24 protein-coding genes are annotated in these 26778 nt (G+C 51.9%); 14 read left to right on the top strand and 10 right to left on the bottom strand.

Annotated elements, in window-relative coordinates:
* The first annotated feature begins 59 nt into the window (after positions 1–59).
* The 10 genes from pstC to CG67_RS03305 all read left to right on the top strand — a co-directional run bounded on the left by pstC (position 60) and on the right by CG67_RS03305 (position 10668).
* Positions 60–1022: a phosphate ABC transporter permease PstC gene (pstC, locus tag CG67_RS03350; RefSeq protein ID WP_025901574.1), complete on the top strand. Its 963-nt coding sequence runs from the start codon at positions 60–62 to the stop codon at positions 1020–1022.
* On the top strand, positions 1019–1906 hold the full coding sequence (gene pstA, locus CG67_RS03345; protein WP_025901573.1) for a phosphate ABC transporter permease PstA: 888 nt from the start codon (positions 1019–1021) through the stop codon (positions 1904–1906). Before pstC ends, pstA begins: the two co-directional genes overlap by 4 nt.
* 52 nt (positions 1907–1958) lie before the next feature.
* A complete protein-coding gene (gene pstB, locus CG67_RS03340) occupies positions 1959–2732 on the top strand; it encodes a phosphate ABC transporter ATP-binding protein PstB (RefSeq protein WP_025901572.1) in 774 nt (257 codons plus the stop codon).
* Between the two features lie 71 nt (positions 2733–2803).
* Complete coding sequence (gene phoU / locus CG67_RS03335; RefSeq protein WP_025901571.1) at positions 2804–3529, top strand: phosphate signaling complex protein PhoU; 726 nt, start codon at positions 2804–2806, stop codon at positions 3527–3529.
* Positions 3530–3692: 163 nt separating this feature from the next.
* A complete protein-coding gene (locus CG67_RS03330; protein WP_152975030.1) occupies positions 3693–4883 on the top strand; it encodes an MFS transporter in 1191 nt (396 codons plus the stop codon).
* Between the two features lie 431 nt (positions 4884–5314).
* The gene (locus CG67_RS03325) at positions 5315–5536 is read left to right on the top strand and encodes a hypothetical protein (RefSeq protein WP_025901569.1); all 222 of its coding nucleotides are present in this window, start codon (positions 5315–5317) and stop codon (positions 5534–5536) included.
* Positions 5537–5653: 117 nt separating this feature from the next.
* Positions 5654–6946 carry an HlyD family secretion protein gene (locus CG67_RS03320; RefSeq protein WP_025901568.1) on the top strand — a complete coding sequence of 431 codons (1293 nt, stop codon included), beginning with the start codon at positions 5654–5656 and terminating at the stop codon, positions 6944–6946.
* Positions 6939–9050, top strand: a complete 2112-nt coding sequence (locus CG67_RS03315; protein ID WP_025901567.1) for a peptidase domain-containing ABC transporter — start codon at positions 6939–6941, stop codon at positions 9048–9050. Before CG67_RS03320 ends, CG67_RS03315 begins: the two co-directional genes overlap by 8 nt.
* A gap of 198 nt (positions 9051–9248) precedes the next feature.
* On the top strand, positions 9249–9689 hold the full coding sequence (locus CG67_RS03310) for an NfeD family protein (protein ID WP_025901566.1): 441 nt from the start codon (positions 9249–9251) through the stop codon (positions 9687–9689).
* A gap of 25 nt (positions 9690–9714) precedes the next feature.
* Complete coding sequence (locus tag CG67_RS03305; protein WP_025901565.1) at positions 9715–10668, top strand: SPFH domain-containing protein; 954 nt, start codon at positions 9715–9717, stop codon at positions 10666–10668.
* A 33-nt stretch (positions 10669–10701) separates the two neighbouring features.
* Here CG67_RS03305 and mnmE read toward each other — a convergent pair whose 3' ends face one another.
* The 6 genes from mnmE to CG67_RS18000 all read right to left on the bottom strand — a co-directional run bounded on the left by mnmE (position 10702) and on the right by CG67_RS18000 (position 15106).
* Positions 10702–12066 (bottom strand): tRNA uridine-5-carboxymethylaminomethyl(34) synthesis GTPase MnmE, encoded by a 1365-nt coding sequence (mnmE, locus tag CG67_RS03300; protein WP_025901564.1) that lies wholly within the window; start codon positions 12064–12066, stop codon positions 10702–10704.
* Positions 12067–12165: 99 nt separating this feature from the next.
* Positions 12166–13809: a membrane protein insertase YidC gene (gene yidC, locus CG67_RS03295; RefSeq protein WP_025901563.1), complete on the bottom strand. Its 1644-nt coding sequence runs from the start codon at positions 13807–13809 to the stop codon at positions 12166–12168.
* A gap of 2 nt (positions 13810–13811) precedes the next feature.
* Positions 13812–14069, bottom strand: a complete 258-nt coding sequence (gene yidD, locus CG67_RS17305; protein WP_071780144.1) for a membrane protein insertion efficiency factor YidD — start codon at positions 14067–14069, stop codon at positions 13812–13814.
* Positions 14033–14392: a ribonuclease P protein component gene (gene rnpA / locus CG67_RS03290; protein ID WP_038010759.1), complete on the bottom strand. Its 360-nt coding sequence runs from the start codon at positions 14390–14392 to the stop codon at positions 14033–14035. The genes yidD and rnpA overlap by 37 nt, the downstream gene beginning before the upstream one ends.
* Before the next feature lie 14 nt (positions 14393–14406).
* Complete coding sequence (gene rpmH, locus CG67_RS17300; protein WP_000831330.1) at positions 14407–14547, bottom strand: 50S ribosomal protein L34; 141 nt, start codon at positions 14545–14547, stop codon at positions 14407–14409.
* Between the two features lie 301 nt (positions 14548–14848).
* The gene (locus CG67_RS18000) at positions 14849–15106 is read right to left on the bottom strand and encodes a hypothetical protein (protein WP_152975028.1); all 258 of its coding nucleotides are present in this window, start codon (positions 15104–15106) and stop codon (positions 14849–14851) included.
* Positions 15107–15154: 48 nt separating this feature from the next.
* Between CG67_RS18000 and dnaA the strand changes: the two genes are divergently transcribed.
* The 4 genes from dnaA to gyrB all read left to right on the top strand — a co-directional run bounded on the left by dnaA (position 15155) and on the right by gyrB (position 21272).
* The gene (gene dnaA / locus CG67_RS03285) at positions 15155–16570 is read left to right on the top strand and encodes a chromosomal replication initiator protein DnaA (RefSeq protein WP_025901561.1); all 1416 of its coding nucleotides are present in this window, start codon (positions 15155–15157) and stop codon (positions 16568–16570) included.
* Positions 16571–16574: 4 nt separating this feature from the next.
* Positions 16575–17675 carry a DNA polymerase III subunit beta gene (dnaN, locus tag CG67_RS03280; protein WP_025901560.1) on the top strand — a complete coding sequence of 367 codons (1101 nt, stop codon included), beginning with the start codon at positions 16575–16577 and terminating at the stop codon, positions 17673–17675.
* Positions 17676–17760: 85 nt separating this feature from the next.
* A complete protein-coding gene (gene recF, locus CG67_RS03275) occupies positions 17761–18846 on the top strand; it encodes a DNA replication/repair protein RecF (RefSeq protein WP_025901559.1) in 1086 nt (361 codons plus the stop codon).
* A gap of 17 nt (positions 18847–18863) precedes the next feature.
* Positions 18864–21272 carry a DNA topoisomerase (ATP-hydrolyzing) subunit B gene (gene gyrB, locus CG67_RS03270; RefSeq protein ID WP_025901558.1) on the top strand — a complete coding sequence of 803 codons (2409 nt, stop codon included), beginning with the start codon at positions 18864–18866 and terminating at the stop codon, positions 21270–21272.
* Positions 21273–21575: 303 nt separating this feature from the next.
* Here gyrB and CG67_RS03265 read toward each other — a convergent pair whose 3' ends face one another.
* From CG67_RS03265 to CG67_RS03250, 4 genes are all read right to left on the bottom strand, one after another.
* Positions 21576–22847, bottom strand: a complete 1272-nt coding sequence (locus CG67_RS03265; RefSeq protein WP_025901557.1) for a hypothetical protein — start codon at positions 22845–22847, stop codon at positions 21576–21578.
* Positions 22844–25276, bottom strand: a complete 2433-nt coding sequence (locus CG67_RS03260) for a TcfC E-set like domain-containing protein (protein ID WP_051546309.1) — start codon at positions 25274–25276, stop codon at positions 22844–22846. Before CG67_RS03260 ends, CG67_RS03265 begins: the two co-directional genes overlap by 4 nt.
* 58 nt (positions 25277–25334) lie before the next feature.
* Positions 25335–25865, bottom strand: coding sequence for a CS1 type fimbrial major subunit (locus tag CG67_RS03255; RefSeq protein ID WP_025901555.1), 531 nt, complete (start codon positions 25863–25865; stop codon positions 25335–25337).
* An 81-nt stretch (positions 25866–25946) separates the two neighbouring features.
* Positions 25947–26708 carry a hypothetical protein gene (locus CG67_RS03250; RefSeq protein WP_025901554.1) on the bottom strand — a complete coding sequence of 254 codons (762 nt, stop codon included), beginning with the start codon at positions 26706–26708 and terminating at the stop codon, positions 25947–25949.
* Positions 26709–26778 lie beyond the last annotated feature (70 nt).

The following is a 26778-nucleotide window of genomic DNA, read 5'->3' as shown; positions in this document are numbered from 1 at the left end:
ACTCATGTGACCCCATGGGCGGCTAATGCCGCCCTGTTAATCGTGAAGCAGAGACTCTTATGGCGGAAAGAAAGCCGACATTTAAAGCCCCCGGAAAGCAAGGCGATATCCTCTTCAGCGCACTGGTCAGGCTGGCTGCGCTGGTCGTATTATTACTTCTGGGCGGTATTATCGTTTCCCTGATCATCTCCTCCTGGCCCAGCATCCACAAATTTGGTTTTGCCTTCCTCTGGAATAAAACCTGGGATGCCCCGAACCAGCAGTTCGGTGCGCTGGTACCTATTTACGGAACGGTGGTCACGTCAATAATAGCTCTGCTGATTGCCGTACCGGTCAGCTTCGGTATTGCCCTGTTTCTGACAGAACTTTCCCCGGGCTGGCTGCGCCGTCCTTTGGGCACCGCGATTGAATTGCTGGCGGCGATCCCAAGCATTGTTTACGGCATGTGGGGGCTATTTGTTTTCGCTCCCTTGTTTGCCAACTATTTTCAGACGCCGGTCGGCGACCTGCTGTCTTCTGTCCCTTTTATTGGTCAGTTATTCTCAGGTCCTGCGTTCGGTATCGGTATCCTGGCGGCCGGCGTTATCCTGGCGATTATGATCATTCCTTACATCGCCTCGGTAATGCGGGATGTCTTCGAGCAAACCCCGGTGATGATGAAAGAGTCTGCTTATGGACTCGGCTGTACTACGTGGGAAGTTATCTGGAACATCGTGCTGCCTTTTACCCGTAACGGCGTGATCGGGGGGGTGATGCTCGGACTGGGGCGCGCATTAGGTGAAACGATGGCCGTCACCTTTATTATCGGCAATACCTATCAACTGGACAGTGCCTCGCTCTATATGCCAGGCAACAGTATTACCTCTGCGCTGGCGAATGAGTTTGCGGAAGCCTCCTCCGGGTTACACGTAGCGGCATTGATGGAGCTGGGATTAATTCTGTTCTTCATTACTTTTGTGGTACTGGCGATTTCCAAACTGATGATACTGCGCCTGGCTAAAAGTGAAGGAGGCCGCTCATGACGACGTTGGATCCCGGCGCCCGGGCCGCGCTTGCGGCGTCCCGCCGTAAAATGCAGTCACGCCGTAGCCTGAAAAATAAGATAGCGATCTTTTTTTCACTGCTCACCATGGTTTTTGGTCTGTTCTGGCTGGTCTGGATCCTCTGGACCACAGTTTCACGCGGGGTGGGCGGACTGTCTCTGGATCTGTTTACTCAGTCAACGCCTCCGCCAAATACTGATGGCGGCGGTCTGGCGAATGCCCTGGCCGGTAGTGGTCTGCTTATCCTGTGGGCTACGGTCATTGGTACCCCGCTGGGTATTCTGGCAGGGATTTATCTGGCCGAATATGGTCGTAAATCACTTCTGGCAGAGGTCATCCGTTTTATTAACGATATCCTGCTATCAGCGCCTTCGATAGTGATCGGGTTGTTTGTCTATACGCTGGTTGTTGCAAAGATGCACCATTTCTCCGGTTGGGCAGGTGTACTGGCGCTGGCATTGTTACAGGTACCGATTGTTATCCGTACCACAGAAAACATGATGAAGCTGGTACCGGATACGATGCGCGAGGCCGCTTATGCACTGGGGACGCCGAAGTGGCGAATGATCCTGGCCATTACGCTGAAAGCTTCCGTTTCCGGCATTATGACCGGAGTATTGCTGGCGATTGCCCGTATTGCCGGCGAAACGGCGCCCTTACTGTTTACAGCGCTGTCAAACCAGTTCTGGAGCACCGACATGATGCAGCCACTGGCTAACCTGCCGGTGACCATTTATAAATTTGCGATGAGTCCTTTTCCTCAATGGCAAAATCTGGCCTGGGCGGGCGTGCTGATTATTACCCTGTGTGTCTTGCTGCTGAACATCCTGGCACGGGTTATTTTTACTAAGCGTAAACACTAATTTTTACGGCGTGGCGGATGCGGCGCCGGGATAAGAGAGACGAAGCATGAATATGGCACAAATTAATGCAGCGGCAGCTAAAATTCAGGTCCGTGACCTGAACTTCCATTACGGTAAATTTCACGCGCTGAAAAATATTAATCTGGATATTGCACGCAACGAAGTGACCGCATTTATCGGGCCTTCCGGTTGTGGCAAATCAACGCTGCTGCGTACGCTGAACAAAATGTATCAGCTCTATCCGGAGCAGCGTGCCGAAGGACAGATCCTGCTGGACGGTGAAAATATTCTCGAAAATAGCCAGGATATCGCGTTATTACGTGCCCGTGTCGGGATGGTCTTTCAGAAGCCGACACCTTTCCCGATGTCTATCTACGATAATATCGCGTTTGGTGTGCGTTTATTTGAGAAGTTGTCCCGTGCGGAAATGGATGAGCGTGTGCAATGGGCTCTGACCAAAGCTGCATTGTGGACGGAAACCAAAGATAAGCTGAATCAGAGCGGCTATAGCCTGTCCGGGGGACAGCAGCAACGTCTGTGTATCGCCCGTGGTATCGCTATCCGTCCGGAGGTTCTGTTACTGGATGAACCCTGCTCGGCCCTGGATCCGATTTCTACCGGACGTATCGAAGAACTGATCAGTGAATTAAAACAGGATTACACCGTTGTGATTGTTACCCACAATATGCAACAGGCAGCGCGGTGTTCTGACCATACCGCCTTTATGTATATGGGCGAACTGATTGAATTCTGTGATACCGATACGCTGTTTACCAAACCGGCCCGGAAACAAACCGAAGACTATATTACAGGCCGCTACGGCTGAGCCCCGGCCATGCCCCTGACCCTTTGCCACCCTCTGCATGACAGAGAGCGATTGCGATACTGGAGAACACCATGGATAGTCTGAATTTAAATAAACACATTTCCGGGCAGTTTAATGCTGAGCTGGAGCATATCCGGACCCAGGTCATGATTATGGGGGGGCTGGTTGAGCAACAACTGACCGACGCCATCACGGCCATGCAGAATATGGACAGTGAACTGGCTCAGCGGGTGATTAATGACGACCAGAAAGTGAATATGATGGAAGTCGATATTGATGATCATTGTGTCCGGATTATTGCTAAACGTCAGCCGACGGCCAGCGATTTACGTATGGTGATGGCTATCATTAAGACTATCTCCGAACTGGAGCGCATTGGGGATGTGGCTGAAAAGATCAGTCGTACTGCGCTTGAAAAATTCGGTCAGAACCACCAGCCGCTGCTGGTGAGTCTGGAGTCTCTCGGCCGTCATGCGGTACAGATGCTGCACGATGTTCTGGATGCGTTTACACGTATGGACCTGAACGCGGCTATCGAGATTTATCGTGAAGATAAAAAGGTGGATAAAGAGTATGAAGGCATTATCCGCCAGCTGATGACCTATATGATGGAAGACCCGCGGACTATCCCTAGCGTACTGACGGCACTTTTCTGTGCCCGTGCTATCGAGCGTATTGGCGATCGTTGTCAGAATATCTGCGAAATTATTTTTTATTTTGTCAAAGGTCAGGATTTCCGCCACCTGGGTGGCGATAAGCTGGACCAGTTATTAGCCGGAGATAACCTTCCGGAGTAACAGGCATTATCCCGCTGCTATCCGCCCGGATAGCAGCGGCTGGTGTATTAATCTATCCATAGCTTGTCTGCCCCATCCTTTTTATACTTCCTCCACCTGAATACCTTCCGTAAAAATGGATACACACGTGCGTAAGAAAAAAAGAGTGACGCCAGCGAAAGCAATGCTCGCGGCGATCAGTGGTTATGCGATGGATGGTTTTGATCTGCTCATCCTCGGGTTTATGTTACCGGCGATCAGTCTTTCTCTGTCGCTCAATTATTCACAGGCCGGTTCTCTGGTGACCTGGACTTTGATAGGGGCGGTGATAGGAGGGATTATTTTTGGTCATCTGAGTGACCGTTTCGGGCGGATCAAAATACTTTCGCTGACTATCCTGATGTTTTCTGTATTCACCGGATTATGCGCTGTCGCCAGAGGCTATCCGGATCTACTGGTCTACCGGACACTGGCCGGTGTCGGGCTCGGGGGGGAGTTCGGGATAGGTATGGCACTGATTGCGGAAGTCTGGCCTGCCAGTAAACGTAACCGTGCATCGGCATGGGTAGGTATTGGCTGGCAGGCAGGAGTACTGATGGCCGCTGTACTGACGCCAGTATTGCTACCTTATATCGGCTGGCGCGGAATGTTCCTGGTGGGGCTTATTCCGGCACTGTTTTCTTTTGTTATCCGCCATGGATTAGGTGAACCTGACGCATTTGCCCGTCAGGCGGCCGAACCTACGCCTCTCGCCTTTACGTCTCGTCTTAAATTACTCTTTAAAGACAGAATGACGGCAAAAGCCAGCATAGGTATTTTTATTCTTTGTTCGGTGCAAAATTTTGGCTATTACGGGCTGATGATCTGGATGCCGGGTTATCTTTCCGCGAACTTTGGTTTCACGCTGACAAAATCGGGGATCTGGACAGCCGTCACCGTTATAGGCATGACACTGGGTATCGGGTTATTTGGAATACTGGCCGACCGTTTTGCCCGCTGGAAAATCTTTATCCTGTATCAATTAGGGGCGGTGGTTATGGTGGTGGTGTATGCAAGGCTTACCGACCCCTCGCTGATGCTGCTTGCCGGTGCGGTGATGGGGATGTTCGTGAACGGCATGATCGGTGGTTACGGTGCTCTCATCTCTGATACATTCCCGGTCGCCGCCCGGGCGACTGCGCAGAATGTATTATTCAATGCCGGGCGCGCCGTCGGAGGGCTGGGACCCCTGGTCATCGGCTCGCTTGCGTCAGAATGGTCTTTCACGGCGGCGATAACTCTGCTGGCACTGATCTATGTGGTCGATGTTCTGGCAACGCTGTTTTTATTACCCCGTACCCGGGGAACGGATGATGCTCTGGGGGCGATTGGTTAATACGCTGACGGGCCTGGCGGTGAAAACCGGCAGGCTCTTCTATCGATACGTGATAGTGAAGGCTTTGTATATTATTCATGGCGTTCATTTTTATTGAATGCATTCGGGTGAAATACTCTGATAATTTACCCCTGTATGATTTTGAATTCCGGATATTCTCTTCGGGAGTGAAATAATCATGACGTCAGTTTCCTTTTTGTGGCAGTATTTAATCAGTTTTCCTTTTTTTATCCCGGTATATTTCTTAATTATAAAATGACTCTGTATTTTGCTTTCCGGATGTGTGTGTGCGGATATATTGCATTAAAATAATCGTCAGGTATATTTCCTGTACGCAAATGATAACGGTACGGACCGGTGTATAACTGACGGGGACGTATGTCATTGCGTGTTTCATACTCTTAGGGATTTTTATAAAAAAGGAATAATCTATGAAAGAATTAACTCACGTTGAAGTGGAATGCGTTTCTGGTGCGGGCGCACTGGCAGATTCTCTGGGTAATATCGGTAGCACTCTTGGTGGTGCAATGAAAGTGCTGGGCCTGAAAAACTCGGTAGCAAACGCTTCTGCCGTTGGAACTAACCTGGGGCTGACTCTCGAATCTGCCTTCAGCTTTGTGACCTCCGCGATTAAATTATTACGCGATAAATAGTCACTGACTATCCCTCCAAGGTGCCAGAGATCTGGCACCTTTTTTCAGATCAGGTTATCAGGATCGGTCATTCTTAAGGGATGGCTCCGTCAGTGCTTAAAAGTGATAGTGGAACCCATGGAAGGAAATTCGATTTTCAGGGAGGAGGCTCTCCGTCATCTGAGAACACAGTGGCTCGGTAAGGCACTGCTTATTTCAGCATGTCCGGCCTGGCTGGTGGTGCTTTTTTCTGCCTTCTTTTTTTCTGTCATTATCGGCGGGCTTTTATTTGGTGAATATACCCGCAGGGTTAATGTCGGGGGAGAAATTATCTCCCGGGAGCAGGCAATAACCATTTACTCGCCCTGGCAGGGTGTTATTTCCGGGAAATATTTTGATACCGGGCAACAGGTAAAGAAAGGGGAGCCGTTATATGAGATTGATGTCAGTAAAACAACGCTGAACGGCAACGTAAGTCTGCGTGGTGTGGAAGCTATCAGGCAGCAACTGGTACTGATTGATGAAATTATAAAAAAAATAAATCGTAATAAAATCTCCGCCAGGGAAAACCTGCAACAACAACTGGAAAAATATAAAAAAGCGCATAAAGACTCACTGGCATTAATGGACAGTTCGACCCGTGGACTGCAGGATATGAAAAAAAGCATGGGTAATTATGATGATTATCTTAAGCGGGGATTAATTAATAAAGAACAGTTCAATAACCAGCGCTATTTATTCTACCAGCAGCAATCGGCATGGCAGAGCCTGAATACTCAGGCAATCCAGGAGAGCCTGCAGATAATTAATCTGGAAACGGAAATCGCTACAAAATCTGCTGATTTCGATAATCAGTCAGCGGAGTATGCCTTAAAGCGCAGCGAGCTTGAACGCCAGCTGGCCGAAGTTAACGCCAGTGGCACCTTAATTATTAATGCCCCGGAAGACGGGACTATCGAAAACATGGTGTATACCGTGGGGCAGATGGTTTCAACCGGTGACAGTCTGGCGCAGGTGATGCCGGCCGGAGACCCGGACTTTTCATTGATCCTCTGGCTAACGGACAGCAGCCTGCCGTATGTCTCTCCGGGCGATAGCGTGAATCTTCGGTTTGAAGCCTATCCTTTTGAAAAATTCGGGCAGTTCCCGGGAAAAATCAGGTCAGTCTCACAGATACCGGCAGGCCAGAAAGAGCTGGCAATGTATAGCAGTAGTGCGACCGGTATCAGCCAGGGGGTAACCCAATCCTATTATAAGACGATAGTCGCACTGGAAAGCGGAGACTTCCGGTTTCAGGGCAAACCTATGAGCTGGTCTAACGGGATGAAAGCAGAGACCACGTTGTTCCTGGAAAGCCGGCCATTATATCAATGGATCCTGGCACCTTATTATGACATCAGGCGGAGTCTGAGCGGGCCTTTACATGAATAATGAATTCTTTAATGACATCATCCGACGGATCCAGCTGTCGCCCTGGCGACGGGTTCCCCGCATTCTGCAAACGGAGGCTTCTGAATGCGGTCTGGCGTGTCTGGTCATGGTGTGTCGTTACTTCGGGATGGACATCGACCTGCTCAATATGCGTCGTCGCTTTGGTATCTCGTCGCACGGCGCGACCCTGGCCACTATCATTCATATCGCCGGGCAACTGTCCTTAAAAACACGTCCTCTGTCGCTGGATATTGATGAAATCTGCCAGCTCAAAAGACCCTGTCTGCTGCACTGGGATATGAGTCACTTTGTGGTGCTGGTGGCGGTGAAGCGGGGGCGTTTTATTATCCATGACCCGGCATTTGGTCGCAGAGTGGTTGGTCTTACTGAAATCTCCCGCCATTTCTCCGGTGTGGCGCTGGAAGTCTGGCCGGATAGTGAGTTTATTCCGGTTAAAGCCCGTTCAAAACTGAACCTGCGATCGCTGATGAAAAATATCAGCGGATTACCGGGCTTTCTGATCCGGATCTTCTGTTTATCGTTACTGGTAGAAGCGGTCAATCTCCTGATCCCGATGGGCACCCAGTTGGTGATGGATCATGTCATCATTGCCCGGGATCATGATCTGCTGGGCCTGATCTGCCTCGGACTGCTGACATTTATCCTGTTCCGCACCTTTATCAGTATGCTGCGGGCCTGGACGTCGCTGGTCATGCAGTCACTGATCGATATTCAATGGAAGACCGGGCTGATGGATCACTTACTCCGGCTGCCGCTGGCCTACTTTGAAAAACGTAAGCTCGGCGATATCCAGTCCCGTTTTTCGTCGCTGGATACTATCCGTTCCACCCTGACCAGTAGTCTGGTGAGCGGGACTATCGATGTTATTGTTTCTGTCGGCGTATTCGTGATGATGCTGTTATACGGTGGCTGGTTAATTGCAGTCGTACTGGGATTTACGTTGATCTATATGGTATTACGTCTGTCGACTTATCAGCGCTACCGCCAGGCCCAGGAAGAGCACATTGTCAAAGAGGCCCGTGCCGGGTCCCATTTTATGGAGACGCTTTACGGGATCAGTACACTAAAGGTGCTGGGATTAACAGAAATACGTTCCAGATTCTGGCTTAACCTGAATATTGATACGACTAACGCCGGTATCCGGATGACGCGTCTTGATATGTTATTTGGCGGCGTTAACGCGCTGATCTCCACCCTCGATCAGGTGATCATCCTGTGGCTGGGTGCATCAATGGTCATTGACGGGCAGATGACGCTGGGGATGTTTGTGGCCTTTAATGCCTACCGCGGGCAGTTTTCTGAGCGCGCTTCGGCACTGATAGATATGGTGTTGCAGTTAAGAATGCTGGCATTACATAACGACAGGATTGCCGATATTGTCCTGCAGGAAACCGAGGTATACCAGCCTGCAAGAAGACTTTGCCCGCCAGACGAAGCGGCCAGCCTGCAGGTGCGGGACTTGGGGTATCAGTATGACAAACTGAGCCGGCCTGTTTTTTCAGGTGTCAGCTTCCTGGTCGCCGCCGGAGAAAGTGTCGCGATCACGGGGCCTTCGGGGTCGGGTAAAACCACACTCATGAAAGTGATGAGCGGATTACTGTCATCTGATACCGGGAATGTACTTTTTAACGGTATTGATATCAGCGGCGCCGGACTGAATAATTATCGTGACTGTATTGCCTGTGTGTTGCAGGAGGATAAGTTATTCGCCGGATCTATTGCCGAAAATATTTCCAGCTTTAGTGAGCAGAGAGACCCGGACCGGATAATTTCTTGTGCGCAAAGCAGTCATATCCATGATGAAATAATGCAAATGCCGATGGGATACGAAACCCTGGTCAGTGAACTGGGGGGTAGCCTGTCCGGAGGCCAGAAACAGCGTTTACTGATTGCCAGGGCTCTCTACCGCCGCCCGGCCATACTGTTCCTCGATGAAGCGACCAGCCATCTCGATCTCGACAATGAAGCCAGGGTCAACGCCTCTATTCGTGAATTAAAAATCACCCGTATCTTTATTGCTCATCGCCCTTCAACCATTGCCAGTGCAGACCGGGTGATTGAGTTGTCCCGTGTCGTCTCCTGAACCCACCGGTGGGGTCTCCCCGCCGGTTTTTCCTGTATCCCCCCGGGGCCTGTAAACGGCCTTATCTCTCATAATTGATCCTGAATTAGGAGTTTTGTGGTTTTTTCAGGCAAGATAGCGCCAGCAGTTACCGGCCCATTGCTGCCTTGAAACGTGAAGCGGACATCACGGGATCCGGTATTTTCAGCAGGGGGGAGTATGGAAATAACCACAATATTCTGGTTCTGGATAGCCATTGCTGCGCTTTTTGCGCTGGCAGAACTGATGACAGTCACCTTTTTTGGCCTCTGGATGGCGATTGCTGCCATGGTACCGGCGCTGGTCGTGCTGATCGTGCCGGCATTATCCCTGGCGGGGCAGTTACTTATCTGGGTGGTGGCGTCATTGCTTTGTGCCTGGGTCTGGGTTCGCTGGATCCGTAGTCCGCCCGAAAAATATCTCGCGGAACCGCTGGTGGGGCAGCAGGGGATTCTGGCGTCGGCATTGGTGCCGGGAGAAACCGGAAAACTGCTACTGAGTAAACCGGTTCAGGGATGTCAGGAGTGGCCCTGTATCAGTGATGACGCTTTACCCCGTCAGGCACGTGTGCAGGTGGTCGCGATGATTGGCGAAGAACAGGTAAAGGTTACAGCTATCTAATTTACTACATGAGAGAGGGGGCGCTATGTCACCGGGACTGATTGCATCAGGTTTAATCATTCTTTTACTGGCGATTACGTTATTTAAATGCGTACGCATTGTGCCGCAGGCAGATCAGTGGATTGTGGAGCGTCTGGGGAAATACCACAGTACTCTTAATCCGGGGCTGAATATCCTGATCCCGTTTCTGGATGTCGTCGCCTATAAAATGTCGGCGAAAGATCAGATGTTTGAAGTGAAAGGTATCGAAGGGATCACTAAAGATAATGCCACGGTCGGGGTTAATGCCATTTGCTTTATCCGTATTGCAGACCCGAATAAAGCCGCCTACGGCGTCGACAGTTACAGTGCTGCGGTGCAGAACCTGGTAATGACCACCATCCGTAATGCGGTCGGGGGAATGAATCTGGACGATACGTTATCTAACCGTGATCAGCTGGCTATTACCTTGCGGGCGAATATGGAAGAGCAGATGAATGACTGGGGGCTGATCCTGAGGACCGTTGATATTCAGGACATTACACCGTCAGATTCGATGCGTAAATCGATGGAACAACAGGCTGCCGCAGAGCGGGAGCGTAAAGCGACGGAAACCCGGGCCGAAGGGAATAAGAATGCGGCGATACGTGAAGCTGAAGGGAAAAAGCAGGCGATGATCCTGGATGCCGAAGCGAAGCTTGAAGCCTCCCGACGGGAAGCTGAGGCGATTGAAACACTGGCCGCCGGACAGAAAAAAGCGACGGAACAGCTGGCATACGCTCTGAACAGCGCCGGAGGGCATGAGGCGATGTCATTCCAGTTGGCGAACAATTATGTGGCGACGCTCGGGGATCTTTCCAAAAGTAATAATACGAAGGTTATCGCCATGCCGGCGGATCTGGCACAGGCAGTGGGGGGATTACTGAATGCCGGAGCCCTGATGTCCGTGGGTGCTGAAGCGGCGACAGATTCTCCGTCCGGAAACAAACGGTCTTCCTGAAAATATACCGGCCCTGAAGGGCCGGTATCCGGTTTATTTACCAATACAGAAGCTGGAGAAAATCCGTCCCAGCAGGTCATCCGCAGTGAACTCTCCGGTAATTTCACTCAGCGCCAGTTGTGCCAGGCGCAATTCTTCGGCCAGCAGCTCTCCGGCCCGGGCATCCAGTAACTGTCCTCTGCCCTGCAGAAGGTGTGTTCCTGCCAGCTCCAGAGCCTCGAGGTGACGGCGTCTGGCAATAAAGCCGCCTTCGATATTCCCGGAAAAGCCCATACTCTGTTTCAGATGCTCACGCAGCGTATCGATGCCCCCCCCGGTACGGGCCGATAAACGGATTAAGGTATGGCCGGCCTCTGATTCTGCTCCGGGAGACTCCCCGGTGATATCGGCTTTGTTGCGGATGACGGTCACCGGCAATGCTTCCGGCAGACGAGAGATAAAGTCCGGCCAGATATGCCGGGGATCGGTATCGGTGGTGGTGGTGCCGTCAACCATAAACAGGACGTGATCGGCCTGTTCAATCTCCTGCCATGCGCGCTCAATACCGATGCGTTCGACCTCGTCGCTGGCTTCACGCAACCCGGCCGTATCAATGATATGCAGCGGCATACCATCAATATGAATATGTTCACGCAACACATCGCGGGTGGTGCCGGCAATATCGGTCACAATCGCCGCTTCGCGCCCCGCCAGTGCGTTGAGCAGGCTGGATTTACCGGCATTCGGACGTCCGGCGATCACCACCTTCATACCTTCGCGCAGCAGGCTTCCCTGGCGTGCTTCACTCCGCACCGCCTCCAGATCATTAATCACCTGTGCTAACTGTACTTCAATTTTGCCGTCAGAGAGGAAGTCGATTTCTTCATCCGGGAAGTCGATAGCGGCTTCCACGTAAATACGCAGATGGGTCAGGGCTTCCACCAGCAGGTTCACCCGGGTAGAAAATACGCCCTGTAAGGAGTTCACCGCCGAACGGGCTGCCTGTTCCGAACTGGCATCGATTAAATCGGCGATAGCTTCTGCCTGGGCAAGATCCAGTTTATCGTTCAGAAACGCACGTTCAGAGAACTCACCCGGTCTTGCAATACGTACACCCGGCAGTCCGACAATGCGTTTCAGTAACAGATCCAGGATGACCGGTCCGCCGTGCCCCTGCAGTTCCAGCACATCTTCGCCGGTGAAGGAGTTTGGCCCGGGAAACCACAACGCAATGCCCTGATCCAGAACCGAACCCTCTGCATCCAGGAAGGGGAGGTAATCTGCATAACGGGGTTTCGGGAGTTTCCCCAGGATCTGTTGTGCGATGCCGGCGGCATGCGGGCCGGAAATTCTTAATATACCGACTCCTCCGCGACCCGGGGGCGTTGCCTGGGCGACGATAGTATCGCTGTGGCTCATAACTGTTCTCTCTTTACCAATAAAAAAGGCGGTCAGATGACCGCCTTATCATATCCTGAGTTATCGGGATTATCACGCAGCCAGGCTACGTGATAGCCGTCAGGCTTTTTTCTTACGGCTGTGCAGACCGCGTTTTTCCAGACCACGGTAAATCAGCTGCTGCTGAAGTATCGTCACCAGGTTACTCACGATGTAATACAGCACCAGACCTGACGGGAACCACAGGAAGAAGACCGTAAAGATGACCGGCATAAAGGTCATGATCTTCTGCTGCATCGGGTCAGTGACCGTCGTCGGCGACATCTTCTGAATGAAGAACATGGTCAGACCCATTAATACCGGCAGGATATAGTACGGGTCCTGAGCGGACAGGTCGTGGATCCACAGAATGAACGGCGCGTGACGCAGCTCAATTGAGCCCATCAGCATATAGTACAGCGCCAGGAAGATAGGCATCTGGATAACCAGAGGCAGACACCCTCCCAGAGGGTTCACTTTCTCTTCTTTGTACAGTGCCATCATTTCCTGACTGATACGCTGCTTATCATCACCCAGGCGCTCACGCATGGCCTGAATTTTGGGTTGCAGCATGCGCATTTTCGCCATTGAGGTGTATTGCGCACGCGTCAGCGGGTACATGATACCACGGACAATAAAGGTGATAACGATAATGGAGAAGCCCCAGTTACCGATAAAGCTGTGGATAAATTTCAGCAGTTTGAACAGCGGCTGAGAAATAAACCATAACCACCCGTAATCTACGGTTAAGTCCAGGTGAGGAGAGATGGCTGCCATCTGATCCTGCAGTTCCGGTCCGACCCACAGGGTCGCGTTCAGATCCTGCTGTGCACCTGCAGCGATAGTCACTGGCGCAGATTTGTACCCTACCGCAGCCAGGCCGGTGCCCGGAGCGCTGGTATACAGAGTGTTACTGCCGGCAGTACGCGGAACCCATGCTGTCGCGAAGTACTGTTGTAACATGGCTACCCAGCCGTTATCAGTACTGACGTTCAGGTTCTCGTTATCAGCAATGGTATCGAACTTATATTTCTCATACTTTTCATTGCTGGTGGAGTACGCCGCGCCACGGAAGGTATGCAACGCGAAGTTGTTGCTCCCGGTCTGGCGATCTTTTGGCAGCGCGATAGTTTGTTTCAGCTGGCCAAACATGGAAACTTCCAGAGGCTGTGCTGAAGCATTATCGATGTGGTAATCAACATCGACCGAGTAACCACCACGCTTGAAGACGAAGGTTTTGGTATAAACCACGCCATTTTCACCGGTCCAGGTCAGCGGAACGCGCAGTTCGGTCTGGCCATCGGCTAGCTGGTAGCTTTGCTGAGTCGCGGTGTATAAAGGACGGGCACCATTGGCAGGATTATCCGGACCATTACGGCCGGTTAAACCACTTTGTGCCTGATACAGGAAGTCAGGAGACGTTTCCAGCAACTGGAAAGGCTTGGAAGAGCCCAGTTTGTCAGAGTAGGCCAGTAATTGTGCCTGCTCTACATCACCGCCACGGGTATTAATCTCAACAGACAAGACGTCTGTCTTAACTGTAATCGTTTTGCCTTCACCACTGGCGGGGACGCCCTGGTTTGCAGCATCACCTGCGGTGCTGTTCGTATTCTGAGTGGTCTGAGTTTGCTGTGGCTGTGGATTGTGGTCCGTCTGCCAGGCTTGCCAGATCATAAAAGACACAAACAGAAAAGCGATGAAAAAAAGATTGCGTTGCGAATCCATCGTTAGTTTTCTCTGGTATCAGTGTTTTTTGGCGGCACAGGATCGTCACCACCCGCATGTAAAGGATGGCATTTTAATACGCGTTTCACCGTCAACCAACTGCCTTTTACCACCCCGAAACGACGTAAGGCTTCTATCCCGTAATGGGAACAGGTTGGATTGAAACGGCAATGAGGCCCCAGAAGAGGACTTATTGCCCGTTGGTAAACGCGGATAAGAACAATCAGGAGCCGCGCGCCAGGCGACAATGACGACGCCATAGTTTCTCCAACACTTCCGTCAGTGTGTGGTTATCCAGTTCAGCTATCCCTTTTTTGGCAACGATGACAAAATCCATAGCCGGAAGCTCGTGCTGGCGCAAACGAAAACTTTCCCGGGTTAAACGTTTAATCCGGTTACGTTCGTGTGCCCGTTTCACGTGTTTCTTGGCGACGGTGAGACCGATGCGGGGATGCCCCAGCGAATTCTGGCGGCCGAGAATAGTCAATTGCGGCGTGCCAGCTCGTTGTGGCTGCTGGAAGACGAAAGTGAAATGATTGGGAGTTAACAAACGTAACTCCCTGGGAAATGCGAGCTTACCCACCAGGGTTAGCTTTATTACTTAGAAACGGTCAGACGAGCACGGCCTTTAGCACGACGACGTGCCAGAACCTGACGACCATTTTTAGTAGCCATACGAGCACGGAAGCCGTGAGAACGGTTGCGCTTCAGTACAGACGGTTGAAAAGTGCGTTTCATGGCGATTTCTACCTAAACTTGAGAATGTTCACTTGGTGACGCGTAGCAGAGTCAGTAAACCGACCGACGCCTCAGTGTATTTTATTTAAAGAGGCGGGATTGTAATAACTGTACAGTCCTGAGTCAATTTACTTCCGCTAATAATGACACCTTTATGCCCCGATAAAAGTCTGTCTGCAACCATTTCAGTGACGCCGGGCGCTACTTCGGGATGCAAACAGGATGAGAATTATACGGGCTTCCTTATAAAGAGCAAGGATCCTTCAGGATCATCTGTCGATCACAGGCTCTGAAATGACCGTTATCTGACGGGGAAGCGGGAGAAATCTGCAATATGACCGGTTTTTTCTTTTATCGCAGAGCGTGACTTGCCCGGTGTCATTCTGAAATCCTGTGGATAAAATGGGAGAAATCGGTGTAGAAAAGGAAGATCTCTTGCCCGCTTTGCGTTATGATCCGTCGTTCCGTTGGCGATCCTTTCGGGACGCACGGCGGGAATGAATTGCAGATCGTTGCAGCAGACGATTTCTCCGTCTGCATCAATAACCCGTTTTTTCAAAAGATTAGCACCATTTCTTGTCTTATTTTTGTACCAGTGGAGTCCGCCGTGTCACTAACGCTTTGGCAACAGTGCCTTACCCGTTTGCAGGATGAATTACCTGCCACTGAATTCAGTATGTGGATCCGTCCTTTACAGGCTGAATTGAACGACAACACTCTGGCTCTGTATGCACCAAACCGCTTTGTACTCGACTGGGTGCGGGATAAATACATTAATAGTATTAATGGCCTGCTGAATGAGTTTTGCGGCTCGGATATTCCGGTATTGCGTTTTGAAGTGGGTGCACGGCCCGCCGCGGCAGCGCCGGTGGCCCCTGCAGCGAATACGGTTGCCGTTCAGAATATTTCGCAACCGATCCCTCCGGTACGTCAGCCATCAGCACCCAGCCATGAGGGTCGTCCCAGCTGGGATAACGTCCCTGCTCCTGTGCAAGCGGCTTATCGCTCAAATGTGAATAGCCGGCATAACTTTGATAACTTTGTCGAAGGTAAGTCGAACCAGCTGGCCCGTGCGGCCGCACGACAGGTCGCTGAGAACCCGGGTGGCGCTTATAATCCGTTATTTCTGTATGGCGGTACAGGCCTGGGGAAAACTCACCTGTTACATGCTGTCGGTAACGGTATTATTGCCAGAAAACCGAATGCTAAAATTGTTTATATGCACTCGGAACGCTTTGTACAGGATATGGTAAAAGCGTTGCAGAACAATGCCATTGAAGAATTTAAACGCTATTACCGTTCTGTGGATGCGCTGCTTATCGATGATATTCAGTTTTTTGCGAATAAAGAGCGTTCGCAGGAAGAGTTTTTTCATACCTTCAATGCGTTGCTGGAAGGTAATCAGCAAATTATCCTGACCTCTGATCGGTATCCGAAAGAGATCAATGGGGTAGAAGATCGCCTGAAGTCACGCTTTGGCTGGGGTCTGACGGTGGCCATTGAACCGCCAGAGCTTGAGACCCGTGTCGCCATTCTTATGAAAAAAGCGGACGAAAATAAAATTCGTTTGCCTGGCGAAGTCGCCTTCTTTATTGCTAAACGTCTGCGCTCTAATGTCCGTGAACTGGAAGGGGCACTGAATCGTGTCATTGCCAATGCAAACTTTACCGGCAGGGCGATAACCATCGACTTTGTCCGTGAAGCGCTGAGGGATTTGCTGGCATTGCAGGAAAAACTGGTCACTATCGATAATATCCAGAAAACCGTCGCAGAATATTATAAAATTAAGGTGGCGGATCTGTTATCAAAACGACGTTCGCGCTCGGTGGCCAGACCGCGTCAGATGGCGATGGCGATGGCAAAAGAACTGACGAACCATAGTCTGCCGGAAATCGGTGATGCTTTTGGCGGACGGGACCATACCACAGTCCTCCACGCCTGCCGGAAAATAGAGCAGTTACGTGAAGAAAGTCACGACATCAAAGAAGATTTCTCCAATTTAATCAGAACATTATCTTCCTGACGCTATGAAATTTATTGTTGAAAGAGAGCAATTGCTCAAACCCTTACAGCAAGTGAGCGGCCCCCTGGGGGGACGTCCGACACTTCCCATCCTCGGCAACCTGTTATTGCAGGTGAGCGAAGGTGCCTTATCGCTGACCGGGACTGATCTCGAAATGGAGATGGTCGCCCGGGTATCGCTCAGTCAGCCCCATGAACCCGGAGCGACGACCGTGCCTGCGCGTAAATTCCTGGATATCTGCCGGGGATTACCTGATGGTGCTGAAATTCACGTCATCCTGGAAGGTGACAGAATACTGGTGCGTTCAGGACGCAGCCGTTTCTCGTTATCTACCCTGCCGGCCAGTGACTTTCCGAATCTTGATGACTGGCAAAGTGAAGTTGAATTCACTCTGCCTCAGGCAACGCTGAAACGTCTGATTGAGGCCACGCAGTTTTCCATGGCCCATCAGGATGTTCGCTATTACCTGAACGGAATGTTGTTTGAAACCGAAGGGGAAGAACTGCGTACGGTCTCCACCGACGGACACCGCCTGGCGGTATGTTCGATGCCGGTTGGTCAGTCTTTACCTGACCATTCAGTCATTGTTCCGCGTAAAGGTGTGGTTGAACTGGTGCGGTTGCTGGACGGCGGAGATACACCTCTGCGGGTGCAGATCGGTAGCAGTAATATTCGTGCACATGTGGGAGATTTTATCTTTACCTCCAAACTGGTGGACGGACGTTTCCCTGACTACCGCCGTGTTCTCCCTAAAAATCCGGATAAGACGCTGGAAGCCGGTTGTGACCTCCTGCGGCAGGCTTTTGCCCGTGCGGCGATCCTCTCTAATGAAAAATTCAGGGGAGTACGGCTGTTTATCACCGAAAATCAGTTACGTATCACCGCGAATAACCCGGAGCAGGAAGAAGCTGAAGAGATCCTGGACGTGGACTATCAGGGCAGTGATCTCGAAATCGGTTTCAACGTCAGCTATGTACTGGATGTTCTGAATGCTCTGAAATGTGAAAACGTTCGCTTACTGCTGACTGATTCCGTTTCCAGTGTGCAGATTGAAGACGTTGCCAGTCAGCATGCTGCCTATGTCGTGATGCCGATGCGTCTGTAGTTCTGTACCCGGCCCCCATTCCCTGCAGGATATCTGCAGGGGATCGTTTCTATGTCATGCGTTTTTCTCGCCTCCGGACTGATCTATGGCCCTGACCCGTCTTATCATTAAAGACTTTCGTAATATTCCCCAGGCAGACTTATCGCTGTCTGAAGGTGTGAATTTTCTTATTGGTCCAAACGGTAGTGGTAAAACGAGTGTACTGGAGGCGATTTATACCCTGGGACACGGGCGGGCATTCCGCAGTCTGCAAACCGGGCGGGTGATCAGACATGATCAACCCGCGTTTGTTCTGCATGGCAGGCTTACGGATACCAGTCAGCAACACAGTATCGGGCTGAGTAAAGATCGTGCCGGCGAAAGCAAAGTCCGTATTGACGGGAGCGACGGACATAAGATTGCCGCTTTGGCACAACTTCTGCCGATGCAACTGATCACCCCGGAAGGTTTTACCCTGCTGACCGGCGGGCCGAAATTCCGCAGAGCCTATATTGACTGGGGGTGTTTCCATAACTTTCCCGGGTTTTTTAGTGCCTGGAATGATCTTCGCCGCCTGATGAAACAGCGTAATGCGGCGTTGCGTCAGGTCAGCAGTTATCGACAGATACGACCCTGGGATCAGGAACTGGCACCGCTGGCTCATAAAATCAGTGAATGGCGGCAGGCTTACAGCGATGATATTACGCTGGAAATTAAGGCAACCTGCCAGCAATTCCTGCCGGAATATGACCTGACGTTTTCCTGTCAGCGCGGGTGGGATAAAGAAAGTGATTACGCGGAGTTACTGGAGCGTAATTTTGAACGAGATCGCGCCCTGACTTATACCGCCAGCGGACCGCACAAAGCCGATTTTCGTATTCGTGCTGACGGTACCCCGGTCGAGGATTTGTTATCGCGCGGACAACTGAAATTATTAATGTGTGCCCTGCGCCTGGCGCAGGGGGAATACCTGACACGTCAAAGCGGCAGACGTTGTATTTACCTGATCGATGATTTTGCCTCTGAACTGGATAACACGCGCCGGCAGATCCTGGCCAACCGCCTGAAAGCGACAAAAGCGCAGGTTTTTGTGAGTGCCATCAGTGTTGATCATGTTCTCGACATGAATGACGAAAAGGGCAAGATGTTCAGCGTAGAAAAAGGTAAAATAGCAGTTCAACCCGAAGATTAAATGAGCGAGAAACGTTGATGTCGAATTCTTATGACTCCTCCAGTATCAAAGTCCTGAAAGGACTTGATGCGGTACGCAAACGCCCCGGTATGTACATCGGTGACACGGATGACGGTACCGGTCTGCATCACATGGTATTCGAGGTAGTGGACAACGCCATCGACGAAGCACTCGCAGGCCACTGTAAAGAAATCACCGTCACTATCCACTCCGATAACTCCGTCTCAGTTCAGGATGATGGTCGTGGTATTCCGACCGGAATTCACCCGGAAGAGGGCGTATCGGCAGCAGAAGTGATTATGACTGTGCTGCATGCCGGGGGTAAGTTTGACGATAACTCTTATAAAGTGTCCGGTGGTTTACATGGCGTGGGTGTCTCTGTCGTCAACGCATTGTCTGAAAAGTTGGAACTGACTATCCGTCGTGACGGTAAAGTTCATCAGCAAATTTATCAGCACGGTGTACCGACAGCACCGCTGGCGGTGATCGGCGAAACAGATGTGAGCGGGACTGCGGTACGTTTCTGGGCCAGTCATCAGACATTTACGAATGTGACCGATTTCGAATACGACATTCTGGCAAAACGCCTGCGCGAACTCTCTTTCCTGAATTCCGGCGTGTCTATCCGCCTGATCGACAAGCGTACAGATAAGAGTGATCACTACCACTACGAAGGTGGTATCCGCGCGTTTGTGGAGTATCTGAATAAAAATAAAACGCCTATCCATCCGAACGTCTTCTATTTCAGTACGGAAAAAGACGGTATCGGCGTGGAGGTTGCGTTGCAGTGGAACGATAGCTTCCAGGAAAATATCTACTGCTTTACCAACAACATTCCGCAGAGGGATGGCGGGACGCACCTTGCCGGTTTCCGTGCCTCAATGACCCGTACACTGAATGCGTATATGGATAAAGAAGGCTACAGTAAAAAGGCGAAGGTCAGTGCCACCGGTGATGATGCCCGTGAAGGTCTGATCGCGGTTGTGTCGGTGAAAGTGCCGGACCCGAAATTCTCTTCCCAGACCAAGGATAAGCTGGTCTCTTCGGAAGTGAAATCGGCAGTGGAATCGCAGATGAATGAACTGCTCTCTGAATATCTGCTGGAAAATCCGTCCGATGCCAAGATTGTCGTCGGTAAAATTATCGATGCTGCCCGTGCGCGTGAAGCGGCGCGCCGTGCCCGTGAAATGACCCGTCGTAAAGGCGCGCTGGACCTGGCCGGATTACCGGGCAAACTGGCGGATTGCCAGGAACGCGACCCTGCGCTTTCAGAAGTTTATCTGGTGGAAGGGGACTCTGCGGGCGGCTCTGCGAAGCAGGGGCGTAACCGCAAGAATCAGGCCATTTTACCTCTGAAAGGTAAGATCCTGAACGTCGAAAAAGCCCGTTTTGACAAGATGCTCTCTTCCCAGGAAGTGGCAACACTGATCACCGCGTTGGGTTGTGGTATCGGCCGCGATGAGTACAACCCGGATAAATTGCGTTATCACAGCATTATCATCATGACGGATGCGGACGTCGATGGTTCGCATATCCGTACGCTGCTGCTGACTTTCTTCTATCGTCAGATGCCTGAAATCATTGAACGCGGCCATGTGTTTATCGCACAGCCACCGTTGTACAAAGTGAAAAAAGGTAAGCAGGAACAGTACATCAAAGATGATGATGCGATGGATCAGTACCAGATAGCGATTGCGCTGGATGGCGCGACTCTGCATACCAATGCCAGTGCTCCGGCGCTGAGCGGAGCCTCGCTGGAAAATCTGGTATCAATGTACAACAGTACAGAGAAGATGATTAGGCGCATGACCCGTCGTTATCCGGCGGCGTTGCTGAGAGGGCTGGTGTATCACCCGACGCTGAGTGATTTATCTGACCAGGCGGCCGTACAGGCGTGGATGGATGCTCTGGTGGCCAAACTGGAAGAACGCGAACAGCACGGTAGCAGCTATACCGGTATTGTCCGTGAAGACCGTGAACATCAGCGTTTTGAGCCGGTACTTCGTATTCGTACACATGGTGTGGATACGGATTATCCTCTGGATTCAGAATTTATTTACGGACCGGAATACCAGAGAATTAATACACTGGGTGAGCAACTTCGTGGTCTTATCGAAGAAGATGCCTTCATTGAACGCGGGGAGCGTCGTCAGCCGGTGGCCAGCTTTGAGCAGGCCGTAGAGTGGCTGGTGAAAGAATCCAGACGTGGCCTGTCAGTACAGCGCTATAAAGGTCTGGGTGAGATGAACCCGGAACAGCTCTGGGAAACGACAATGGATCCGGAAAGCCGCCGCATGATGCGTGTGACGATTAAAGATGCCATTGCCGCCGATCAGCTGTTTACCACGCTGATGGGGGATGCGGTTGAACCTCGTCGCGCCTTTATCGAAGAAAATGCCCTGAAAGCCGCGAATATCGATATCTGATCGTTTGCGCTGAGCAAAAACGGGTCATGAACTGTAGCCATAAAGTCAGACAGTTCATGTGAAGTGGTTATAAGAGCCCGGGTTCGGTATTCAGCCGAACCCGGGCTCTTTAATCTCAGGCTTATCTGCACGTGAATGTCGTTATCCTGCTCCGGTGATTATTTTATGCCGGCACCCTCGGGCGTATTACTGATCCTGCCTGTCCGTCAGTGTCGTTTTTAACAGACGTACACCCCGCCCCTGTTTTTCACTGCGACCCATTAATATAGGCCCTTCCTCCGGTGGAGAATAGCCTTGTATATCTCAATAAATTTTAGGATCGAAAATCACCGTCACAGCGCCCCGGTAAGTATCCGGCCGGGTCTTCAGCATGGTATCCACGTCTTTCTGACTGACCAGAAAATCAATACTTCCGGCCTGGTTCTCCGCGAATGACTTGGTCACAAAAACGTTTTTCGTTAAATCCCGGCCCACCGCCAGCCGTCTTTTGGTTACCGTTGAGCCGGTTGATGAGTCCACGATCCCCCGCGGCAATGTTAAAAGGCTTTGCACGGGAACGGTCTGTGACGGGGTGTTATCGCTTTTCAGGGCACAATCTGAACCGCTCTGCTGCTCACACTCCATATATACCGTGAACGCCCCCGAGCTGGAGAGGTTGAAGTTACTTCTGCCTGTCAGCTCCGGGGTGGCGCGGGTAATCATCCAGCGCTCCCAGTTAGCGGCACCTTCCTCTGCCGTGCACACCTTTCCGGATGCGCAGGGCTGCAGGGAAACCTGCTGGTCATCTGCTGTGGTGGAGAGTTTTAGTTCGTGATTGACACTGAGGGTGAAATTAACCCTAAGCGTCGAGTCTGACGCATCCCATTTGTTGCCAAAATCAATATCACCACCTGGCCCAATGCTCCAGTCGACATATCCTTTGTATATACCGGAAGTAAGCTGTAACGGATTAGGAGTAACGAGTTTGTAACGAATGGAAGTCTGATACAGATTTGATGATGTGATTGTCCGGCCTGTATAAGTGCTACGTTTATAACAAGCCCCTGATACATTCCAGGCCCATCCATACCATGTAGAATCTGAACCACTCCCTGTGCCTATGCTTGCGCCATTAGTAGCGCTCCCGCATGGGAGATTCGTGGGATAAGCAAACTCCCCCCTTTCCCAGCCTATACGGGCCCCGCTCCCTAGGTTGGTCCAGCGTCCACCAAACCCGGTTATAGTAAAAGTGATTTGTGCTTTTTCCTGGGTCTCCGAATTAACCACATCTACTTTCGTAGCCCCCGGCAGACCAAGGTAAAAATGATTTTTCGGGTTTGAATCATCAGAGAGGAGAACTCCATTCCCCAGAAGAGTGATACCTGCAAATGAAATACTTGTATTGTTGTTTGTGCAAGATGTTGGCCAATCAGCACAAAACCCACTCAGTGGCGTGGTATTTGTAAAGGTATTATTTTCCGGATTGCTCACCGACGGGGTGAACGACGCGGTAATATCCATGGTCGCTGCCCCCGCCGCCAGGCTCCCGGCCGCCAGCATGCTGCCTGCCAGCAGGCGTATCAGTATCTTCTTCATTTATGTTCTCCGCTGCCGGCTGCCCGGCAGGTGACGGTGCTGATAAACTGCACCTTCTTCGTTTTGTCCATTCCCGCCGGAAGTTCGCACTGCAGGGCCGGCTGCCCTTTTTCCGCTCTGATGCTCAGCATCCGGTTGGTCACCCCGGAGTCCAGTGTCAGCACCCCTTCGGCATTGATAATGCCGCCGGAGACATCACTGCTCACATAGCGGTTTTTCAGGACTTCTCCCTGCGTGTCCAGTAACATCCCGACCACGGTGAAGGTTTTCACGGCTTTCACACTGATATATTTCACACTGCCGCGTCTCATCTGCATGCTTTCCTGCGACGGGAAGACCTGCACGCTTTCCCCGCCGCTGGCCGAAAACTGCACCGTATCCTTTTTCCACAGCTCGGCCGGCACGATGTTACGGCCCGGCTTCAGCCGCGTTTCGGCAGAGGTCCCGGAGGCGAGGATACCGGTGGTGTCATCCTCTGAATCCACATCCACGATCAGTGCGGATTCCATGCTGCGGCTGGCATTGCCGTTCGCGGAGGCTACTTTGCCTCCCCCCATCACCAGTACCTGGCTCAGGTTGCCGCCGGCGGTATTGGAACTTCCCTGCGTGTTATGCTGCACGTAGGCATCCCCGCTGACGAACGGGGTATCGACAGTGGCGTTACCGCTGAAGACGGTATTCTGCGGACTGTATGACACCCCGCCGCCCAGTGAGCGGAGACTGCTGTTGTTCCCCGGCTGCCACTGATAGTTCAGGCTGGAATAGCCCTGGTTCCCGCTCATGCCGGTTTCCGCCGACACGGTATGACGGGCCGCAGGGGCCAGCGAGAGGCTGACACCGAATGACACACCATGGTCGCGGCGCTGGCTGTTAAAGCCCGGCGTGTCGTAGGCGCTTACCCTGAAATTCATATCATGCCCGGCCACAGTGGCCAGGGTGGTCACAGAGACATCGGTCCCCACCCCGCGGCGCCAGGCGGTATTCATATATTGTCCGTTCACGATGAGGGAGGTTGACCAGGGCATCCGCAGCGACAGGCTGCTGCCCCAGGTATCGCCCTGCTGGCGAGATGCGGTTCTGTGACCATAAATATCTGTCGTGGTTGAACGCCAGAACAGGCTGGCCGAGCCGCCGCCGGGAATATTGCGGTAATAGCGGATATCGGTATTCCGGTTTGCCTGATATTCCATATTCCCCAGGGTGTACTGGGCGAACAGGGTGTCATCCGGCGAAAGGGTAATATTCGCCCGGGTTCTGACCTGCTGTTCTTTCTCTGTGACCGCCGTGCTGACGCCGAGGATCGCGCGGGGGTGTGCCAGTACGTCGATACCGCCGCCGGCGGCAAAGGGGGTCTCCCGGCCGGTGCCGGTATCCCCGGTCGCCAGCGTTCTGCGCTGGCCGCCCCACAACGTCATGCGCCAGCGGCGGTTCGGGTCACTCCACCCCTGGGGCTTGTAGATCTGGGCCTGCTGCGTGTCGGTCGTCTGACCGTTTTCGATAATTTTGATGGTGATATCATAGATACCGCCCGGCAGCTGGCGGGTGTCGAGCGCCTGCACGCCGGCCTGTAACTGCTGGGTGTGGATCAGCCGGCCGTCGCGCCAGACTTCCGCGACTGACTGGTTGCGTCCGGTGACATAGACCGGCCAGGCGCTGACGCTGTCCGTACTGACCAGCAGGGTGTCAGAGGTTCCCCACATTGCTCCCGCCACGGTGTCATAGCCGAAACCGGAGGTCTGCACATTGCCGTTATCACTGTCCGGGGAAAACAGGCCCAGCCGGACAAAGCTGCCCTGAAGTTCTTTCTGGGTAAACAGCTCATACAGACCGGAACTGCTGTACCGGTAACTGCCGTCGGTGCCCGAAGACTGAAAAGAGGCTCTCTGGCTCCAGCCGGCAAAAGACGCGGTCAGGGAGGAGTTTATTCCCCAGCTGCGTAACGATCCGGAACTGCTTAATGACATGTCGTTGTACATAATCATGCCGCCGGGGGTATCTTCCGGCATGCCGATATAGGCACTTCCTGCCCGGGAGGTTTCATAGTCTGCGGTGTAAAGTTTCAGGACCGAGTTATCCAGCCGGTACTGGACTTCCATCAGACCGGACGGGCAGTCTTTCCGGCATTTTCCCGTCGGGACACCCTGTTTCAGTACGCCGGTCCAGAGTGCCCGGGTCTCCGGGTCAGTATCTTCGGCATCGTCAAACGTGCGAAGCAGGCGGATGTCTCCGTTTTTTCTCAGCGAGACTGCAGCATCAAATAAGCGGGTATCGTTCAGGTAAACCTGCACAACCAGCTCAGCATCATAAAAATACTGCCTGAAGTCTTCGGGCAGGCCGCGCATATTGACGGCCAGCATCATATCTTCAGCCGGTGCCGTCAGGGGATACATCAGGGGCAACAGAGTCAGGACGAGAAAATGTTTTTTCATAAAAAAAGCTGCCACAATATTATGGCAGCCTCCGTCAGGTTAGGGCAGAGAGACAGCCTTATTCGGCAACATCAACAACCGGCTCAAAAATCATGGCAACACTGCCGGTGAAAGAACCGTTCACTGTCAGGGCCTTATCATCGGCCTGCGCGATGTTCAGTGCTGTACGTCCGCCCGCTTTGGCATCACTCGCGTTGACCACGGTGGTGGCCGTCTGGCTGAGCGCGACATTATTAAACTTCACCGCCAGAGGAATGACGTCAGTACCGTTAGACAGCTGCGGTTTACCGTCGGTATTCAGGTTGCCGGTCAGTGAGGCCTGGATAGCGCCCGAGGTGTTTTTGTACTGGAACTGTTTTTCGAAAGACTGAAGTTTGCTGGTTGCAATGTCGTAGCCCATGGTCTGGGTCTGGTCAATCCAGCCTGAGTCGACCGGGATCACCTGGAAGCTGTCGGCCGGCACAGTGGCAGACAGGTTGATGGTGTAGCTCTGTGAGTCAGCGGCATGAGCCGCAGCGCCGCCCAGGATTGCGCAGGAAACCAGTGCGGTGGCCAGGGACTTATTCAGGGCAGAAAAGTTGAATTTCATAGTCATGATTCCTTAAGGTTAAAGTTAATACACGTAATATCTGAAATGTTAAGTAAAGGGAGACTTAACTTTTTCCGGGGGTTAATAACTTAACGCCCGTTTGTTATTTCCCTCGATAAGAGTGAAATTAGTTTTATAGCCGGTTTTCTTTTTCAGCGTCTTCGTCTTTCCGGGCAGAACAAATTCCCGGGTGACGGCACCGCAGTCTGTATTTGCGGATTTACACTGACGGATATTATCCAGCGATACGGTGGCATTCCCTTTATTGCTGACAATAATGTTACCGGAAGGTAAATTATTTATTTCGGAGTTAAACACCGGTTTGTCAGGCTGAACAATCACAATGGTTCCGTAACCGGTCAGGACATTCAGTCCGGCATGCAGTGTATTTTTACGGTACTCACTGGCCGCTTCCTTATTCAGTCCGAAACTGTCATCGGCTTCCGGCATCACGGGGGTAAACCTGACCCGGAAATAGCGCTCGGTGTCACGGCTGCCGGGCCAGAGGATCCGTACCGCCTGGAATCCACCGGGCGGGATAATCAGGCGCTGTGGCGTGACAATCAGCCGGTCCTGCTCGAGCGTTTTGCCGGACACTTCTTTCTGGGGTTTCTCATCCGGGTCCGTATTATTACCCGGGTGGATTTCCAGTATGCCGACACGGACAAAGGCTGTGGAGTCCCCGGTGTTATAAATGCGTTTGGTCATGCTTTGTGTGCCGGGCATCAGGACATCGTACATGCTGCCGATACCGATAACCGGTGTGGCGGAGGCAGAAGACACCATGCCGAGAGAAAGAAAACAAATGCCGGTAAAAGCTGAAAGGTAATTAAATAGTTTCATAAAAAGTCACCCGCGTTTTCCGGGATATAAACCCGGCTAATGAGTCAGTTACTGATGATGAAAAATAATG

Origin of the sequence: Tatumella sp. UCD-D_suzukii (assembly GCF_000611875.2) — a bacterium.
Taxonomy (GTDB): domain Bacteria; phylum Pseudomonadota; class Gammaproteobacteria; order Enterobacterales; family Enterobacteriaceae; genus Tatumella; species Tatumella ptyseos.
The sequence above is the reverse complement of the archived record's forward strand: the minus strand, read 5'-3'. Positions and strand labels throughout refer to the sequence as shown.

What these genes read in the sequence shown, in the direction of transcription:
- CG67_RS03250 (WP_025901554.1), bottom strand. Translation starts at nt 26,708, where the DNA reads ATGAAACTATTTAATTACCTTTCAGCTTTTACCGGCATTTGTTTTCTT.
- rpmH (WP_000831330.1), bottom strand. Translation starts at nt 14,547, where the DNA reads ATGAAACGCACTTTTCAACCGTCTGTACTGAAGCGCAACCGTTCTCAC.
- mnmE (WP_025901564.1), bottom strand. Translation starts at nt 12,066, where the DNA reads ATGAGCCACAGCGATACTATCGTCGCCCAGGCAACGCCCCCGGGTCGC.
- CG67_RS03330 (WP_152975030.1), top strand. Translation starts at nt 3,693, where the DNA reads ATGCTCGCGGCGATCAGTGGTTATGCGATGGATGGTTTTGATCTGCTC.
- yidC (WP_025901563.1), bottom strand. Translation starts at nt 13,809, where the DNA reads ATGGATTCGCAACGCAATCTTTTTTTCATCGCTTTTCTGTTTGTGTCT.
- CG67_RS03260 (WP_051546309.1), bottom strand. Translation starts at nt 25,276, where the DNA reads ATGAAAAAACATTTTCTCGTCCTGACTCTGTTGCCCCTGATGTATCCC.
- CG67_RS03320 (WP_025901568.1), top strand. Translation starts at nt 5,654, where the DNA reads ATGGAAGGAAATTCGATTTTCAGGGAGGAGGCTCTCCGTCATCTGAGA.
- recF (WP_025901559.1), top strand. Translation starts at nt 17,761, where the DNA reads ATGGCCCTGACCCGTCTTATCATTAAAGACTTTCGTAATATTCCCCAG.
- CG67_RS03325 (WP_025901569.1), top strand. Translation starts at nt 5,315, where the DNA reads ATGAAAGAATTAACTCACGTTGAAGTGGAATGCGTTTCTGGTGCGGGC.
- CG67_RS03265 (WP_025901557.1), bottom strand. Translation starts at nt 22,847, where the DNA reads ATGAAGAAGATACTGATACGCCTGCTGGCAGGCAGCATGCTGGCGGCC.
- CG67_RS03255 (WP_025901555.1), bottom strand. Translation starts at nt 25,865, where the DNA reads ATGAAATTCAACTTTTCTGCCCTGAATAAGTCCCTGGCCACCGCACTG.
- CG67_RS03315 (WP_025901567.1), top strand. Translation starts at nt 6,939, where the DNA reads ATGAATAATGAATTCTTTAATGACATCATCCGACGGATCCAGCTGTCG.
- phoU (WP_025901571.1), top strand. Translation starts at nt 2,804, where the DNA reads ATGGATAGTCTGAATTTAAATAAACACATTTCCGGGCAGTTTAATGCT.
- pstA (WP_025901573.1), top strand. Translation starts at nt 1,019, where the DNA reads ATGACGACGTTGGATCCCGGCGCCCGGGCCGCGCTTGCGGCGTCCCGC.
- CG67_RS03310 (WP_025901566.1), top strand. Translation starts at nt 9,249, where the DNA reads ATGGAAATAACCACAATATTCTGGTTCTGGATAGCCATTGCTGCGCTT.
- pstC (WP_025901574.1), top strand. Translation starts at nt 60, where the DNA reads ATGGCGGAAAGAAAGCCGACATTTAAAGCCCCCGGAAAGCAAGGCGAT.
- pstB (WP_025901572.1), top strand. Translation starts at nt 1,959, where the DNA reads ATGGCACAAATTAATGCAGCGGCAGCTAAAATTCAGGTCCGTGACCTG.
- yidD (WP_071780144.1), bottom strand. Translation starts at nt 14,069, where the DNA reads ATGGCGTCGTCATTGTCGCCTGGCGCGCGGCTCCTGATTGTTCTTATC.
- CG67_RS03305 (WP_025901565.1), top strand. Translation starts at nt 9,715, where the DNA reads ATGTCACCGGGACTGATTGCATCAGGTTTAATCATTCTTTTACTGGCG.
- gyrB (WP_025901558.1), top strand. Translation starts at nt 18,864, where the DNA reads ATGTCGAATTCTTATGACTCCTCCAGTATCAAAGTCCTGAAAGGACTT.
- dnaN (WP_025901560.1), top strand. Translation starts at nt 16,575, where the DNA reads ATGAAATTTATTGTTGAAAGAGAGCAATTGCTCAAACCCTTACAGCAA.